Source organism: Bacteroides sp. RTP31139st1_H2_RTP31139_211217, assembly GCF_040227615.1.
Classification (GTDB): Bacteria; Bacteroidota; Bacteroidia; order Bacteroidales; family Bacteroidaceae; genus Bacteroides; species Bacteroides uniformis.
Genome location: NZ_JBCNZM010000101.1, coordinates 1 through 16778, shown reverse-complemented (window position 1 = coordinate 16778; position 16778 = coordinate 1). Strand labels below are relative to the sequence as shown.

The following is a 16778-nucleotide window of genomic DNA, read 5'->3' as shown; positions in this document are numbered from 1 at the left end:
GGTTCGTCCGTTCCGGAAGCCCGTACCGAGCAGTATTATGCTAAACGCCCGTGTGCCAGGATGGTAGAGGTAGCTGCCCAAATTTGGACCGAATACCTGGAAAAAATGTCCTCAAAGTAAGAAAAAAGAACTTTTTCACCCCTTAGTAAGAAAAAAAGTGCCTAATAACGTGTTGTATAACATAAATATACCTATCTTTGCAGCGATATAAAAACACCGACATCTCTATCTTTGGAGATGAGGATAACGTTTAACTAAAAGCAAATAGAAATGTTAAAAGAAAAAGCTGGTAATGTTGCAGGACAGATTTGGACTGCACTGAATGGCACAGATGGCTTGACTCACAAGCAAATCAAGAAAGCAACTAAACTGATTGACAAGGACTTCTTCCTGGGATTGGGCTGGTTGTTAAGAGAAGACAAGGTTTCTACTTCTGAAGTGGAAGGCGAATTGTTTGTAAAGCTGAACTAAGCGAGGAATTGATTGGAATGTTATAAAAAGATGCGTTGGTACATGAATATGTTATCAACGCATTTTTTTTATTTGCTCTGTTTTCATTATCTTTGCGCACCCAATTAATAGATAGTTATTGACAATGAAGAATATACGAAATTTTTGCATTATTGCCCATATCGACCACGGTAAATCAACCTTGGCAGACCGTCTGCTGGAATTTACCAATACTATACAAGTAACTAACGGACAGATGCTGGATGACATGGACCTTGAGAAGGAAAGAGGTATCACCATCAAGAGCCATGCCATACAAATGGAGTATACCTATAAAGGTGAAAAGTATATTCTGAACTTGATAGACACTCCGGGACACGTGGACTTCTCGTACGAGGTGTCACGTTCCATCGCCGCTTGTGAAGGAGCGTTGCTTATTGTAGATGCTTCGCAAGGAGTGCAGGCGCAGACCATTTCAAACCTCTATATGGCGATTGAGCATGATTTGGAGATTATCCCCGTCATCAACAAATGTGACATGGCAAGCGCCATGCCCGAGGAAGTGGAGGACGAAATCGTTGAACTGTTGGGCTGCAAGCGTGATGAGATTATCCGTGCTTCCGGCAAAACAGGCATGGGAGTGGAAGAGATTCTGGCTGCGGTCATTGAGCGTATCCCTCATCCGGAGGGTGACGAGGAAGCTCCGTTGCAGGCGTTGATTTTCGATTCTGTCTTCAATTCTTTCCGTGGTATCATTGCATATTTCAAGATAGTGAACGGTGTGATTCGTAAAGGGGATAAAGTGAAATTCTTCAATACAGGCAAGGAATATGATGCGGATGAAATCGGAGTGCTCAAAATGGAAATGATGCCACGTCCGGAGTTGCGTACGGGGGATGTGGGCTATATCATCTCGGGTATCAAAACCTCTAAGGAAGTGAAAGTAGGTGATACGATTACGCATATTGCCCGTCCTTGCGAAGAGGCCATCGCCGGTTTTGAGGAGGTGAAGCCGATGGTTTTTGCCGGTGTGTACCCCATCGAGGCAGAAGATTTCGAGGACTTGCGTTCTTCTTTGGAGAAGTTGCAGTTGAATGATGCTTCGCTGACTTTCCAGCCTGAGTCTTCATTAGCTTTGGGCTTTGGTTTCCGTTGCGGTTTCCTTGGGCTGCTCCATATGGAGATTGTGCAGGAGCGCCTTGACCGTGAATTTGACATGAACGTTATCACCACCGTGCCCAACGTTTCCTACAATATCTATGACAAGCAGGGAAATATGACTGAAGTGCATAACCCCGGCAGCATGCCCGACCCTACTATGATAGACCGTATTGAGGAGCCCTATATCCGTGCCTCGGTGATTACCACCACTGATTACATCGGCCCTATCATGACTCTTTGTCTGGGCAAGCGTGGCGAGCTGGTGAAGCAGGAATATATTTCAGGTAACCGCGTAGAAATATACTATGACATGCCTCTTGGCGAAATAGTTATCGATTTCTATGATAAATTGAAGAGTATCTCTAAGGGATATGCCTCTTTTGACTATCATCCCAACGGTTTTCGTCCTTCCAAACTGGTGAAGCTGGATATTTTGCTGAACGGTGAGCCGGTGGATGCTCTTTCTACCTTGACACACTTTGACAATGCCTACGAATTGGGACACCGGATGTGCGAGAAGTTGAAAGACCTGATTCCGAGACAGCAGTTCGATATCGCCATTCAGGCTGCTATCGGTGCCAAGATTATTTCCCGGGAAACGATTAAGGCTGTGCGTAAGGACGTAACGGCCAAATGTTATGGAGGTGACGTGAGCCGTAAACGAAAATTGCTTGAGAAACAGAAGAGAGGTAAGAAGCGTATGAAACAGATTGGTAATGTGGAGGTACCTCAGAAAGCGTTCCTGGCAGTCTTGAAGCTGGATTGATGTCGAAAGGATGAAATCTTAAATCAAATATACTTCTTTATGATTATTTTGCGTACTGTGAAAAACTTCTCGTCGCTGAATATAGCGGCGAGCATCTTGCTGTTTTTGATGGCTATTTTGGCGGCCGTTATTGCTAATTCGCCGATGGCTCCGCTGTATCAGGGCTTTCTTTTGCAGGAACTGCATCTGCGCATCGGAGACTTTAATTTGTTCTCCCATGGCGGTCATCCGTTGAAAATGATTGAGTTTATAAACGACTGCCTGATGACTGTTTTCTTTCTGGCTGTGGGGTTGGAGATAAAGCGGGAACTGCTGGTGGGTGAACTTTCTTCCTTTCGTAAAGCCTCTTTACCTTTTGTAGCGGCGTGTGGCGGTATGCTGGTGCCGGTCATTGTCTATTCACTTCTGGTCGTTCAGGGTACTCCGGAAACGCGCGGTATGGCTATACCGATGGCTACGGATATTGCTTTTTCATTGGGTGTACTCAGTCTGCTGGGTAAACGGGTGCCTTTGAGTCTGAAAATTTTCCTGACGGCATTTGCAGTGGTCGATGATATTGGCGGTATTCTGGTTATTGCCATTTTCTATAGTTCCGAAGTGGCATACGGATATCTTATTGTAGCTGCTGTCCTTTATTTCTTCCTTTACTATATGGGGAAATTCGGTATGACACAGAAGATATTCTTCCTGCTTATCGGGGTAATTATTTGGTATTTGTTCCTTCAGTCGGGCATTCACAGCACTATTTCCGGAGTGATACTGGCCTTTGTAATACCGGCCCGTCCCCGTTTGGATGCCGGGAAATACATTAAACGCATCCGCGACATTATCGGTGATTTTCCGGTTACCAAATCAGATAATATTATATTGACCAATGAGCAGATTGCCACTCTAAAACAAGTGGAGCGCGCTTCTGATCATGTAATTAGTCCTTTGCAATCCCTGGAAGACAATTTGCATGGTGCGGTAAACTTTGTGATACTGCCGCTCTTTGCCTTTGCCAATGCCGGTGTGGTGTTCAGTGGAGGCGGTGGCGTTGTTGGAGCTGTTAGTATAGCGGTGGCTGCAGGATTGCTTCTTGGCAAGTTTATCGGTATTTTTCTGTTTACCTGGCTGGCGGTCAAGAGTGGTTTGTCCTCAATGCCTCCGGGAATGAATTGGAGAAGTGTTGCCGGAGTATCCTTGTTGGGGGGTATTGGCTTTACGGTATCTTTATTTATTGCCAACCTTTCTTTTGCAGGAGAATATCCGGATCTGCTGAACCAGGCGAAGTTTGGTGTATTGCTGGGAACGATTGTTGCCGGTATGTTGGGATATATGGTACTGAATGCGGTGTTGCCGAAGGTTAAGAACAAATAGATCTCCACTTTGGAATACTGGACGAAGAATCGGTTCTTTAGGGATATTCGGTAAATCCTCTGAAAGATAAGTTGGGATGTGTCAATGATTTAAGAAAACGTATTCTTTGTTACAGAAACAGAAGAAATAGTCCATTATTCTTAAAAAACATTCGTATCTTTGCTGATACAAGTCGAAAAGGACCTTCCGGATATGAAGCACATAAAGGCAGTTGCCGGATACATATTGATTCTTTCTCTCTGCCTCGTGTGTGCACACCCTGCCCATGCGGAGACACGGCGTATTGCGCTGATACACTCTTTCGAGCCGGGCTATCCGCCTGCTGCGAAGGCTCTGGAACTGTTGCAAAAAGAGTTCAGCCTTCTCGGCTTGGACTGCGATGTACGCGAATACTATCTGGACTGCGACCGCTACATGGAGGAGGCAGAAAACCTCCGTATGGCCGGTTTCGTGGACGACCTCTCTGCCTGGGGAGCCGAGTTGATAGCCGTGCTCGACGACCAGGCTGCCTATGCGCTGATGGCATGCAGACACCCGTTGGCGCATGAAATACCCGTTGTGTTCAGCGGTGTGAACTATCCCAACATATCTCTGCTCCTGCAATACCCCAACATCACGGGCTATGCCGACACGCCCGATTACTTGCGTACCATACGCATGATAGAGAGTATCATGGGAAAGTCGCGCATCTGCCTGATGAACGGACAAGTGTTTCTGGACCGCAAGATATGGCATGCGTTGAATGAGCAGTGTCGTGGGCAGGGGTTCGCCATCGTGACCTCTACCGAGGGTGCTTACTTTGCCGGTTCCTCCTATCACCGTGTGCGCGAGAGGGAGACTATCAGCCCTATACTGAAACGGCAGAACATAGACGTGTTGCTGGACACCACGAAGATTGTGCGCATGACGAGCGACTCCATAGCGATACGCCATCTGATGTGGCTGGGACGCGGCGACAATACGTTGCTGCTCTACACCAAGCGAGACTATACCACCAAGCGTGTGGGCATGCTCTTCGACAATCCCACGTTTCAGACCATCAACGAGGGCTTCGGCTTTGCCGACTACTTGCTGGGAGGATATTTCACTCCACTGGAAAGCCAGATAAGATACATGGCGACCGGTATCAAGGAACGCCTCGAAGGGCGGATGCCCCGGCAGCAGGTGACGGAATGCGCCAAGCAGTACGTGCTGAACTGGCATGTGCTGCAGAAGTATGGCATCCCGCTCGAGAGCATTCCGGTGGAGTACACCGTGATGTACATCCCTTTCTCGGAGCGCTATCGTTACCATATACTCGTAGGCTCCATTCTGGGCGCTGTCTTCGTGCTGACGGTGATAGTCTTGCTCTCTTTCAGCCTACTGCACGAACGCAGGCGCAAGCGTGAGGCACTGCGAAACCTCCTCTACGAGCATGAGACCCTCTGCCTGGCCATCGAAGGAAATTCTACCTACGCCTGGCGACTGGAGGGAGATTCCGTGTCCTGCGACTCGCAGTTCTGCGAGCTTATTCACCACCGCTCCGGTCGTCTTCTGCTCAATGAAATCACTCCCTACATCCATCCCGGCGACTTACCCGTTTTCCGCAAGAACATAGCGTCAAGGCACGAACGTACGCACCACAAGGGACAGTACCGCTGTAACTTCACCGGCGAGTTCCAGTGGTGGGAGTTCAGCTACAATACCATCCACACCCCCGGACACGCACCCATCATAGCCGGACTGCTGCAGAACATCCAGGAACTGAAAGACCACGAGCAGGAGCTGATAGAATCCCGCGAGCTTGCGGAGCAAGCCGAACTGAAACAGTCGTTCCTCAATAACATGAGTCACGAAATACGCACTCCGCTCAATGCCATTGTCGGCTTCTCGGACATGCTGGCTAACGAGCCGGAGTTCTCCGACGAAGAGCGGCAGGAGTTTGTGGACATTATCAACACCAATACCAAACTGCTGCTGAAACTGGTGGGCGATGTGCTGGAACTGTCGCGCATCGAGTCGGGTAACCTCTCGTTCATCTTTCAGCGGGAGAGTGTGCGCCAGCTGCTCGATGACGTCTATCAGACGCATAGCCTGCTTATCCAGCCGCCGTTGCAGTTCCTCAAGGATTTCCCTCCCGAAGATGTGCAGGTGAATGTAGATCCCATGCGACTGACACAGGTACTCACCAACTTCCTGAACAATGCCAACAAGTTTACGAAAGAAGGCAGCATCCAGCTGGGGTATTGTTGTCCGTCCGGCATGAGCGAGGTACATCTTTATGTGGAAGATACCGGCATAGGCATTCCGCACAGCGAGCAGAAGATGATTTTTGAGCGTTTCTACAAGCGTAGCGAGTTTTCCCAAGGCGTCGGGCTAGGCTTGTCCATCTGTGTGCTCATCGTCGAAAAGATGGGAGGACGCATCGAACTCCGCTCCGAGGAAGCTCGTGGAAGCCGTTTCACGGTGGTGCTGCCTTGTATTGAATAAATCCTTAAAAAAATGTAATCATATTGTAATGTTCTTATATATAATTTTGCGTATCTTTGCCAGTGTTTTAAGAAATATAACGTTTTAGGAACTAATTTAAAAGACATTATGTTAAAGAGAGTAAGAATTGCACTGACAGCGTTACTGCTACTGGCTGCCGTAGGTGTAAATGCGCAGGTCACCACCGCCTCTATGGCAGGTAAGGTGACGGATGCAAGTAATGAGCCCATTATCGGCGCCACTGTACAGGCTGTTCATCAGCCTTCCGGTTCGCGCTACGGAACCGTGACCAACGTCGATGGACGCTATTCTATCCAGGGTATGCGCACTGGTGGTCCCTACCGGGTGGAGATTTCCTATATCGGCTATCAGACGGTTATTTATAAGGACATCACCCTTCAGCTGGGTGAGGTATACAACCTGAACGTAGAGATGAGTGAATCTTCCGAGTTGCTGAACGAAGTGATTGTGACGGCTGCCAAGACCAAGTTCACTGCTGAAAAGACGGGTGCCACTACCAACATCTCTTCTGCACAGATAACGCAGCTTCCCACCGTGAACCGCAGCATCAGTGACATTGCCCGCCTTTCTCCCTATGCCAACGGCATGAGTTTTGCCGGCGGTGACGGACGTTCCACGAACTTCACTATCGACGGTGCCAACTTCAACAATAACTTCGGACTTAGTTCCAACCTCCCCGGCGGCGGCAACCCCATCTCCATGGATGCCATCGAAGAGGTGCAGGTAGTGGTGGCTCCCTTCGACGTGCGCCAGACGAACTTCATAGGCGGCGGCATCAACGCCATTACCAAGAGTGGTACGAACACGTTCAGAGGTACTGCCTATACCTATTACCGCAACCAGGACATGCGCGGTAACCGCATCAACGGCGAGGACCTGGGAGCACGTTCCGACGAGTCCAAGACTACCTACGGCTTCACGCTGGGCGGTCCTATCATCAAGAACAAACTGTTCTTCTTCGTAAACTACGAAAAGGAGAAGACTCCGGGAGAGGTTATAAAGTATCGCGCGCGTGAGGACGGTGAAGAGGCAAAAGGTATGGTGTCCCGTACGCTGAAGTCGGATATGGAGAAGGTGTACAACCATCTGAAGGACAAGTACGGCTACGACGCAGGCTCTTACACAAGTTTTCCTGCTGACGAGGAGAACACCAAGATTCTGGCCCGCATCGACTGGAACATCACGGACCGCCATCGCTTGAGCCTCCGCTACAACAATACGAAGAATACGGCTTGGAATGCCCCGAACGGTAACTCTTCCGATACGGGATATCGCTTGAACAATACTTATCGCGTAGGTACGCAGTCTATGGCGTTTGCCAACAGCATGTATTCCATGGACAACAAGGTGCAGTCTTGGGCGACAGATTTGAACAGCCGCTTCACCGATAAGATTTCCAATCAGTTGCTGTTCACCTACACCAATATAGAGGACATGCGCGGCACCAATTCTTCTCCTTTCCCCTTCATCGACATCATGGCAGGCAAGGACGAGAATGGAAACCAGATTCTGGAACCGTACATGAGCGCCGGTTACGAGTTGTTCACCTACAACAACGGTGTGAAGAACAAGATTACGAACATTACCGATAACTTCACCTTCTTCACCGGTAACCACAAGCTGACGGCAGGTCTTAGCTATGAGCACCAGTTTGCCAACAACGCCTATATGCGTAACGGTACGGGATATTACCGCTATAACAGTCTGGAAGATTTCCTGAGTGGCGCAGCTCCCGAATCATTCGCTTTGACTTATGGCTTCAACGGTGTGGCCAACCCCAATGCTCAGGTTACCTTCAACCAGCTTGGTTTCTATGCCCAGGATGAATGGAACCTCGGCAACAGTCTGAAACTGACCTACGGTATCCGTTTCGACAACTTGATGTTCGACAACGACGACCTCCAGAGAAACGATGCCATCTATGAGCTTGACTTCGACGGGCAGCACATCGACACTGGCAAGTGGCCGGATTCCAGATGGCAGATTTCTCCCCGTATAGGTTTCGTTTGGGACGTGTTCAAGGACAAGTCGCTGAAAGTACGTGGAGGTACGGGTGTGTTTACCGGACGTCTGCCGTTGGTTTTCTTCACCAATATGCCGACCAATGCTTCTATGGTACAGAACTCCGTTACCTTTAAGACCCAATATGACAATGGAAAGGTGGTGGGCCATGATTCCCGTCTGGACCAGTTGGCAGGCGGCATGATTACGGACATGAACCAGATAATCGACAAGTTCAACCTCCCCACCACGATTGAGAAACACGTGGCGGGAAGCAAGATTTCCGGTGTGGCTCAGGACTTCAAGATGCCGCAGGTGTGGAAGTCGTCTATCGCGGTGGACTATCAGGTACCCGTATCTTTCCCCTTGACCGTGACGGGAGAGTTCATGTTCACGAAGAATGTGAATGCCGTTACCATCAACAACATCAATATCAAGAACCCCGACGAATGGAAGTACAATAAGCTGACCACCGTCAAGGGCGCTGATGGAAAAGACGTGACAACTACGGAACTGTTGCATACGGGTATGCAACGTTTCAATGGTGCGGATAACCGCATGGTGTACTCTTATTCTCTTTATGACAACCCCGACAAGAATGTGAAATATGCAGGCGACTTCGTGCATTACAATGGCAAGAATGCCGTGGTACTCGACAATACATCCAAAGGCTACGGCTATACGGCAAACATCACGGTGAATGCCCAGCCGGTGGATGACTTGATGCTGATGCTGGCCTATACGCACACGGAGTCCAAAGAAGTTTCCGGTCTTCCGGGCAGCGACCCTATCTCCACTTGGCAGGGATTGAACACGATTGATGGTTCCAATTATGTGGATGCACAACGGTCACAGTATGTGGTTCCCGATAAGGTGATTGCTTCTGTGGGCTACTACATCCCCTTCAGACACAAAGGCCTGCTTCGCGGCACACACCTGAATCTGTTCTATTCCGGCTATTCTTCCGGCGGTTACAGCTTCTGCTACACCAACGACATGAACGGCGATGGTATCAACAACGACTTGATGTACATTCCGAAGGACGATAGTGAAATCAACTTCAAGACAGAGGAAGACCGCGTTGCCTTCTGGAAATTCGTAGAGCAGGATTCGTACTTGAAGAATCACAAAGGACAGTATGCCGAGGCTTATGCTGCCCGCGCTCCGTGGGTGCACCGCTTTGACTTCCGTCTGCTGGAGGATTTCGAATTCAAGATTGGCAAGACCAAGCATTGCTTCCAGTTGAGTTTTGACATCATGAACGTGGGTAACCTCATCAACTCCAAATGGGGTATCTCCAAGACCAATACCGTTTCCAACAGCAACCGAATCCTGAAGTATGAAGGGGTGAAGAGCGCCACTGACCTGACTCCGGTATTCTCCATGTATAAGGTGAACGGTGAATATCCTACCAAGACTTACGACACCTATCAGAACTACAGCGAATGCTGGAAGTTGCAAGTCGGTATCCGTTACGTGTTCAACTAATCGGGTGCAGATAACCTCCGTTGAATGGCAGAATATGATAAGGCAAGGGCTGTTCCGGGATTTCCGGGACAGCCCTTATTATTTTTGGCTTTCTTTACTTTATTGTATTTCAACCTCCATAATCACTGGATTGTGGTCGCTGCACAAATCCAGGTCCGGAGAGTAGTATTCGATACCCTTCAAGCTAGGGGAGTGGAAGATGTAATCAATACGCAACATGCGTTTGGCATAGCGGTAGGTGTACATGTATCCGTTTCCGGCAGTGCGGAATCCGTCTTTGAGGGTTTTCCTCAAATGATGGTAGGTGTAGGAGGAAGGTATTGAGTTGAAGTCGCCGCATAGCAGCACGGGATAGGGGCTGGTCTTAGCGTAGTGGCTGATGACGTAAGTCTGCGTGGCCCGCTTCATGAAGTTTTCGTGCAGGGTGCCTGCGGCATCTTTGGCTGCCTGGACTTCGCGGCGGGTGTCGTCGGTGGCCAGCTCGCGTTCCCACTTCCTGCGCTTCTGGCTAACGCTGGTGGTCTGCAGGTGGTTGTTTATCAGACGTATGGTATCCGTACCCATCACTACATCGCACATCATGCTACAGTTGGAGCTGTGCTGGTAAGTGATGAAACGGTGGTTCGCCAATGGATAGCGGCTGAATACGGCGATAGGCAGTACGCCCTTGACGGAGTCTTCAGAAGGGATGAGCGCGTGTGACCAATGCGAGAGTACGCGCCGTATGCTGTCTGTGGGGAAGTCGCTGTTGTCTCCGAACTCCTGGAAGCACAGCACATCCACGCCTTCCTGCTGCATGTACCGGGCTATCTCCTTGCAGGAATAACCGGTAATCTCACCTCCGAAGTTGTGTATGTTGTAGGTGGCTATCTTCAGATACTTGCCTGCCGGGGTTTTGTCTTTCGGCAGGTGGAGCTGGAAGACAGACGTCAGATATCCCCAGTTGCAGAAGAATGCCACCAGCGGAACCAGTGCCCAGCGCTTACGGGCCAATGCCCAGCAGAGTGCCGTTATCAGATTGACAATCAGGAGTACGGGCACTGCCAGCCCCAGTAATGGCATGATGACGGAATCGACCGGAGCTACATTTCCTGAGAAGGCTGCCATTATGGTGATGGTGGCCAAGACGAATGTCGCTGCTATCAGACAGATGTAGAACAGACCTTTTACGGCGGACTTTCCCATGTTGTTTGCTTATTTATTCACTACGTTCACCGGCTTGCCGTCTTGGTAGGCCTTGATGTTCTCGAGCATAATCTGCATGAGGCGTTCGCGCGCGGCGGTGCTTGCCCAGGCAATGTGCGGAGTGATGTAGCAGTTGCGGGCGGAGAGCAACGGATTGTCGGCACGGGGAGGTTCTTGCGAGAGTACGTCTACGCCGGCGGCATAGATGGTACCGTTGTTAAGTGCGTCGGCAAGGTCTTGTTCGTTGATGAGCGGGCCGCGTCCGGTATTGATGAGAATGGCGGTGGGCTTCATCAACCGAAGCCGTTCTGCATTCACCATCTCGCGGGTGGAGTCGGTGAGGGGACAGTGCAGACTGATGATGTCACATTCGCGGAACAACTCGTCCAGCTCCATCTTGCGGATTTCGGGAGGAAGCTGGAAGTTGGTCTTGGAGGTGTAGGCACATACCTTCATACCGAAGCCGATGGCGATGCGGGCGGTGGTGAAGCCGGTGTGGCCCAGGCCTACGATTCCAAGCTTCTTTTCGCGCAGTTCGATGAGAGGCGTGTCCCAGAAGCAGAAGTCCTTGCTTGCTGTCCAGCGGCCCCGGTGCACCTCTTCAGAGTGGTGTTGCACTTGCTGGGTGATGTTCAGAATATGGGCAAAGACCATCTGGGCAACGGAGTCGGTGCTGTAGGCGGGAATATTGGTGACAATGATGCCGCGTTCTTTGGCAGCGGCGGTGTCTACGATGTTGTATCCGGTAGCCAGCACACCGATGTATTTCAGTTCGGGCAGTGCCGCCATGTGCTCGGCGGTGAGCACGGTTTTGTTGGTCAGCAGGATTTCTGCACCAGCGGCGCGTTCCAATACTTCCGCAGGGGCGGTGCGGTCGTAGATGGTGCACTCGCCCAAGGCTTGCAATTCGTCCCAGCAAAGGTCACCGGGGTTGGCGGCATAGCCGTCTAATACTACTATATTCATGGAGTTATGAGTTATAAGTTATTTGTTGTGGGGATTTTCTGTATCCGACTTTTAATCTCTAACTTTTAATTTTTAATTTTAATTGATAGTTTACCATTTCTTTTCCTCTCCCCAGAGTTGCTGCATCCGTTCCTTGTGCTTCTGCTCGGCAGGGTTGAGTTGTGGCTCCCAGATACGGCGGTCTTTCAATTCGTCGGGCAGGAATTGCTGCTTGACGAAGTTGCCGGGGTAGTCGTGGGCGTACTTGTACTTCTCGCCGTAGCCCAACTGCTTCATCAGCTTGGTGGGCGCATTGCGCAGGTGCAGGGGGACGGGGAGGTTGCCCGTTTCGCGTACCAGTTCCAGGGCATTGTTGATGGCCATATAGGCTGAATTACTCTTGGGGCTGGTGGCAAGGTATATGGTGGCTTCTGCCAGGGGGATACGTCCTTCGGGCCATCCCACTTTCATCAACGTGTCGAAGCAGGCGTTGGCAAGCAGCAGCGCGTTGGGGTTGGCCAGTCCGATGTCTTCGGAAGCGGAGATGACGAGGCGGCGAGCTATGAAGGCAGGGTCTTCACCGCCTTCTACCATGCGTGCCAGCCAGTAAATGGCGCCATCCGGGTCGCTGCCGCGAATGGATTTGATGAAGGCGGAGATGATGTCGTAGTGCATCTCGCCATCCTTATCGTAAGCAAGAGGGTTCTGTTGAAGGCGTTCGGTCACCATGTCATCCGTGATGAGGACAGGGTCGGTGGCTTCGGAATCTATCACCAGTTCGAGGATGTTGAGCAGCTTGCGGGCGTCTCCTCCGCTGAAGCGGAGCATGGCAGTGGTTTCTTTCAGTTCTATTTTCCGTTCCTTCAGCACGGTGTCCGTGGTGATGGCGCGTTGCAGCAGTTCCAGCAGGTCGTCCTTCTCCAGTGACTTCAGGGTATAGAGCTGGCAGCGGGATAGTAGCGGGCGGATGACCTCGAACGAAGGGTTCTCCGTGGTGGCGCCTATCAGCGTCACGGTGCCTTGCTCCACGGCTCCCAACAGCGAGTCTTGCTGCGACTTGCTGAAACGGTGTATCTCGTCGATGAAGAGGATGGGACTGGCTTGCGAGAAGAAGCGGTTGCTCTTGGCACGCTCTATCACGTCGCGTACATCCTTCACACCGCTGGTCACGGCACTAAGTGTATAGAAAGGGGTTTCCAGCTTGTTGGCGATAATCTGTGCCAGGGTTGTCTTTCCCACTCCCGGAGGGCCCCATAAGATAAACGAAGAGATACGTCCTGCATCAATCATCTTACGCAGCACTGCACCCGGTCCCACTAAATGTTTCTGACCGATATATTCATCTAATGTTCTTGGTCTAAGCCGTTCTGCTAATGGTTGCATAGTATGTAACTCTTAAAAAATCATTAATATCATGAAGCGTATACCGCCCTTCTTCACTCCCGGTATATCCGTATAGGTCAGTCGGCGTACATATTCTATGTGGAGCAGCTTGAAGATATTGTAGATACCTACACTGGCTTCCACATAGGGAGTCTTGCCCATGACGTGGCTGGTGGGTACACCGTCGCGCATGGGGAAGAGGAACAAGTCGGGATTGTTGCTCTTGTATGGGTTGTTCTTGTCCGTCAGCGTGCCCCACAGACCACGGATGCGGAACATCTCGCGCCACTTCAGCTTCTTGATGAGCGGGATGCGGTTGAAGAGTTTTCCGTTCATGTCGTAGCTTAGGTTGAGGGAGGCGTAACGGTCGTTCAGGAACTCCATGTTGTTGATGAGGTTGAAGGACTCGTTGTTCTGCGTAATGTACGAGAGGTTCGCCATCGGTAGGTTCAGCAGGGGGAAGGGAACGGTGTTCCATTGCGCACCGGCACGTGCCGTTACGTCCAGCTTGCCCCACGAGCCGAGCCAGAAGCGCTTCCGGATGCTGGCTTCCGTCAAGTTGAAGTTGTACTCTCCACCCAGCACGCCCTTGAATCCGGCGGTGTGGGAGAGGGTGAAGGTGGGCGCATCCAACGATACGGGCACGCGGCGCTGTTTGGTGTTGACGAAGGTTTCACCAGGAGCGTAACGCAGGGTCACACCCAGCTCGGTAGTGGTGATGTCGTGCACCAGCGTATTCTTTTCATCCCACTGTCCGGGTGTTTCTCCGTTGTTCTTCCAGTATTGCAGTTGCCCCGCAGGCTGGTCGTTGCGGTGGCGTGCCATGGCCTGTACGGAGAAGCCGGTATTGGTCTCCAGCTCGTAGGTCAGCGTGGCGTCGCGCATGTAGGACATTTGGTCTACCGTAGTCCATTTCCAACCGACAAACAAGTTGTCCTTGTCCGTGGCGAGGTACTTGTCCATGGGAGACATCACGTCGTAGGTGTACTTGAAGGCGATGTAGTGCTTCGGGAACTCCCACAATACGTATTCTCGTTTGTTGAAGGAATAGGCCACCTGCCCGGAGTAGAACCATTTCTTGTCCTTGGTTCCGTAGGCACCGTAACCGCTTAGGCTCCAATGCGGGTCGAGGTTACCGGTCGTCATGCCGCTCAGACGGAAGCGCGTGCCGTTGACGTAGTTGCTGGTTATCATTGTATTGATAGGGCCGAAGTCGAACTTGCTGGGATGGTTCTTGCTGCCCGTCTCCACGAAGTTCTCAATCAAGGCTTTCGCCCCGAAGATGACGTACTTGAAGCCGGGAATCTGTTCGATGCGGTTCATGAATACGTCCATCGTGCTCTCCTTCTTGGTGAGGGGCACTTGGCGCACTTTCGCCCAATACTCGTCGCTCTTGGCAAGCATGTTCGCCTCCTTGATGACATTTCCTTTCAGGCGGAAGAGGCGGGGTTCTATCTCCGTGAACTGATAGTCGCTGTATTTGGTGGTCCGTTGCACTTCCAGGCCTTGGATGCCTTTCACAAAGTGCAGTTCCACGGTCATGTCGTCATCGGTCAGCACCCAGTTTCCGTCGGGCAGTTGTTCGAACTGCTGCACGATGTCGAGGTTTTCCACGAAGTTGACACCCGTCTTCTTGGGCAGGTTCATGGTACATTTCTTCACGGCATAGGTGGAGTCCTTCACCACGTAGAGGTGCCCCGTGAAACCGAAGTCCTGTGGGTTCTGGGGAACGAAGGTGAGGTGCACGCACTCCTGCCTATCCACCATGAGCGTGTCCATCAAGTAGTATTTGTAGAAGCTGATGGCTCCGCGGCCGATGGGGCTGACGAAGCGGCGTTGCAGCAGGCGGATGTCGTCGTCATAGATGTTGATGTCGGAAAATACGTCCGTAAGGATGGTCCCCAGCATGTCTCCGGTGTTGAAGAACTCTTCGATACCGGTGGAGTTCATACCTTCGATGATGGTCTTTTCGCTTTTGGGGCTTTTACGGAAAATGGTCTTGCTGGCCGTCTCCTTGATGGAGATGGGTAGAATCATTTTGTTGGTCTTGGGTGATACCTCCACCTGGTCTTTGAAGAAGGAGAATTTCTTGTAGATGCCTTTTTCCATTTTGTCAGGGGTGACGTCGTTGAGCGACATCTTCATCTTTTCGTACTTCTGGTACTGGTAGTAGTCGTTCTCTTCCAGTTTCAGCGCCTTCTTGTTCTCGATGACCTTCTTCATGAACTCCACGGCGGGGTTGTTCTTGCGGGAATATTTCTCCTTTTGGGGCTTCACCACGACCTCGGAGAGCATGATGTCATCCGATTGCAGTTTGACGTTCAGCACCCGGGTGCCGGGTTTCAGTTTTACTTTCTTGGTGATATAGCCTACGGCGGAGAACGTCAGCTCATCCCAGCCTTTGCGGGTTTCCACCTGGTATTCACCGTTTGCGTTGGAGATGCCGCCTACACCTTTCCCTTCATACTGTACGGTGATGTACATCAGCGGTTCGTTCGTGAGGGAGTCTGTGATGACACCCTTTATCTGGGCGGATGCGCTGATGGAGACGAACAGTGACAGCAGGAAAAGGGCGTAAATTGTATATCTTTGCTTCATAAGTTACAGATAATTCGGGCGCAAAGTTAACAAATTAAGGTTAATCAAGAAGCAAATATAGACTAAAGAAACGGGAGATATGGTTAAATGAACGTGAAAGTCGTATGTCTTGTTTACCGGATACAGATAAAAAACGTACAGAAGCCTTATAGAAAAGTTGCCGGATATAAAGGATAAAGTTGCACAACGTATGGATAAAGTTCTATCCCAAGCCTTGGGATAGAAAGACCCAAGCTTGGGATAAGCGTCCGTAGGTTTGGGATAGACGTTTGCAAGCTTGGGATAGAGTTTATGGAGGATTATGAATTGTTGCCGTTCAGTAGTGTCTGTACGATGCGTTCCGCCGTTCGTCCGTCCCAGCGGTCGGGCAGGGTGGTGTGCTTCCATTCTCCGTGCAGCAGCTTGTCGAGCGAGGCGGAGAGAGCGAAGGAATTTTCGCCTACCAGCTCGTTGGTACCGATGCGCCAGGTTTCGGGATGCTCGGCATAGGTATTGAGGGTGATGCAGGGGACGTCGAGGAAGGTAGCTTCTTCGGCGATGTTTCCCGAGTCGGTGACGATGCCCCGTGCCTGGTTGATGAGGAATCCGAAGTGCAGGTAACTCTGCGGAGGCAGGATGTGCAGGTTGGGAGCATTCACTTCCAGCGACTTCACCGCCTTTTGCACGTAGGGGTGTAGCGGGGCGACGATAGGCATGCCGCCGGCCTTCTCGATGACGGTCTGGAGCAGGGAGTGCAGTACGGCTTTCTTCTCCAGCAGGTCGCGGCGGTTGAGGGTGAGCAGCAGGTAGTTCCCTTTCCGCAGGCCGAGGCTGGAGAACCACATGGGCTGCACCAGGCGGTGGCGGTTGAAACGGATGGTGTCAATCAGTATGTTGCCCACGTAGTGGATATATTCGGGTATCATGCCCTCCTGGTTGAGGTTGCGGTTGGCCACCATGCCGGCGGTGAAGA

10 protein-coding genes are annotated in these 16778 nt (G+C 50.9%); 5 read left to right on the top strand and 5 right to left on the bottom strand.

Annotated features, from left to right (window positions below; genetic code table 11):
- The first annotated feature begins 270 nt into the window (after positions 1 to 270).
- From ABUA47_RS15920 to ABUA47_RS15900, 5 genes are all read left to right on the top strand, one after another.
- Entirely contained in the window at positions 271 to 471 is a 201-nt protein-coding gene (locus tag ABUA47_RS15920; RefSeq protein ID WP_005828272.1) for a winged helix-turn-helix domain-containing protein, read from the top strand.
- 124 nt (positions 472 to 595) lie between these two features.
- The gene (gene lepA / locus ABUA47_RS15915) at positions 596 to 2377 is read left to right on the top strand and encodes a translation elongation factor 4 (protein ID WP_035448284.1); all 1782 of its coding nucleotides are present in this window, start codon (positions 596 to 598) and stop codon (positions 2375 to 2377) included.
- Positions 2378 to 2416: 39 nt separating this feature from the next.
- On the top strand, positions 2417 to 3736 hold the full coding sequence (gene nhaA, locus ABUA47_RS15910) for a Na+/H+ antiporter NhaA (RefSeq protein ID WP_005828276.1): 1320 nt from the start codon (positions 2417 to 2419) through the stop codon (positions 3734 to 3736).
- A gap of 192 nt (positions 3737 to 3928) precedes the next feature.
- Entirely contained in the window at positions 3929 to 6205 is a 2277-nt protein-coding gene (locus ABUA47_RS15905; protein ID WP_035449245.1) for a sensor histidine kinase, read from the top strand.
- 108 nt (positions 6206 to 6313) lie between these two features.
- Entirely contained in the window at positions 6314 to 9715 is a 3402-nt protein-coding gene (locus ABUA47_RS15900) for a TonB-dependent receptor (RefSeq protein ID WP_005828280.1), read from the top strand.
- A gap of 99 nt (positions 9716 to 9814) precedes the next feature.
- On the opposite strand, the gene ABUA47_RS15895 is transcribed toward ABUA47_RS15900, so the two are convergent.
- The 5 genes from ABUA47_RS15895 to ABUA47_RS15875 all read right to left on the bottom strand — a co-directional run.
- Complete coding sequence (locus ABUA47_RS15895) at positions 9815 to 10900, bottom strand: endonuclease/exonuclease/phosphatase family protein (RefSeq protein ID WP_005828281.1); 1086 nt, start codon at positions 10898 to 10900, stop codon at positions 9815 to 9817.
- Positions 10901 to 10909: 9 nt separating this feature from the next.
- Positions 10910 to 11866, bottom strand: coding sequence for a D-2-hydroxyacid dehydrogenase (locus tag ABUA47_RS15890; RefSeq protein ID WP_035448286.1), 957 nt, complete (start codon positions 11864 to 11866; stop codon positions 10910 to 10912).
- A 90-nt stretch (positions 11867 to 11956) separates the two neighbouring features.
- Complete coding sequence (locus ABUA47_RS15885; RefSeq protein WP_005828284.1) at positions 11957 to 13228, bottom strand: replication-associated recombination protein A; 1272 nt, start codon at positions 13226 to 13228, stop codon at positions 11957 to 11959.
- 12 nt (positions 13229 to 13240) lie between these two features.
- Positions 13241 to 15826: a DUF5686 and carboxypeptidase-like regulatory domain-containing protein gene (locus ABUA47_RS15880; protein WP_035448288.1), complete on the bottom strand. Its 2586-nt coding sequence runs from the start codon at positions 15824 to 15826 to the stop codon at positions 13241 to 13243.
- A 299-nt stretch (positions 15827 to 16125) separates the two neighbouring features.
- Positions 16126 to 16778 (bottom strand): UDP-N-acetylglucosamine 2-epimerase (locus tag ABUA47_RS15875; RefSeq protein WP_349831749.1); only part of this gene is annotated, 653 nt, incomplete at its 5' end.

Coding starts and splice junctions, on each gene's coding strand:
- ABUA47_RS15920 (WP_005828272.1), top strand. CDS start 271: ATGTTAAAAGAAAAAGCTGGTAATGTTGCAGGACAGATTTGGACTGCA.
- lepA (WP_035448284.1), top strand. CDS start 596: ATGAAGAATATACGAAATTTTTGCATTATTGCCCATATCGACCACGGT.
- nhaA (WP_005828276.1), top strand. CDS start 2,417: ATGATTATTTTGCGTACTGTGAAAAACTTCTCGTCGCTGAATATAGCG.
- ABUA47_RS15905 (WP_035449245.1), top strand. CDS start 3,929: ATGAAGCACATAAAGGCAGTTGCCGGATACATATTGATTCTTTCTCTC.
- ABUA47_RS15900 (WP_005828280.1), top strand. CDS start 6,314: ATGTTAAAGAGAGTAAGAATTGCACTGACAGCGTTACTGCTACTGGCT.
- ABUA47_RS15895 (WP_005828281.1), bottom strand. CDS start 10,900: ATGGGAAAGTCCGCCGTAAAAGGTCTGTTCTACATCTGTCTGATAGCA.
- ABUA47_RS15890 (WP_035448286.1), bottom strand. CDS start 11,866: ATGAATATAGTAGTATTAGACGGCTATGCCGCCAACCCCGGTGACCTT.
- ABUA47_RS15885 (WP_005828284.1), bottom strand. CDS start 13,228: ATGCAACCATTAGCAGAACGGCTTAGACCAAGAACATTAGATGAATAT.
- ABUA47_RS15880 (WP_035448288.1), bottom strand. CDS start 15,826: ATGAAGCAAAGATATACAATTTACGCCCTTTTCCTGCTGTCACTGTTC.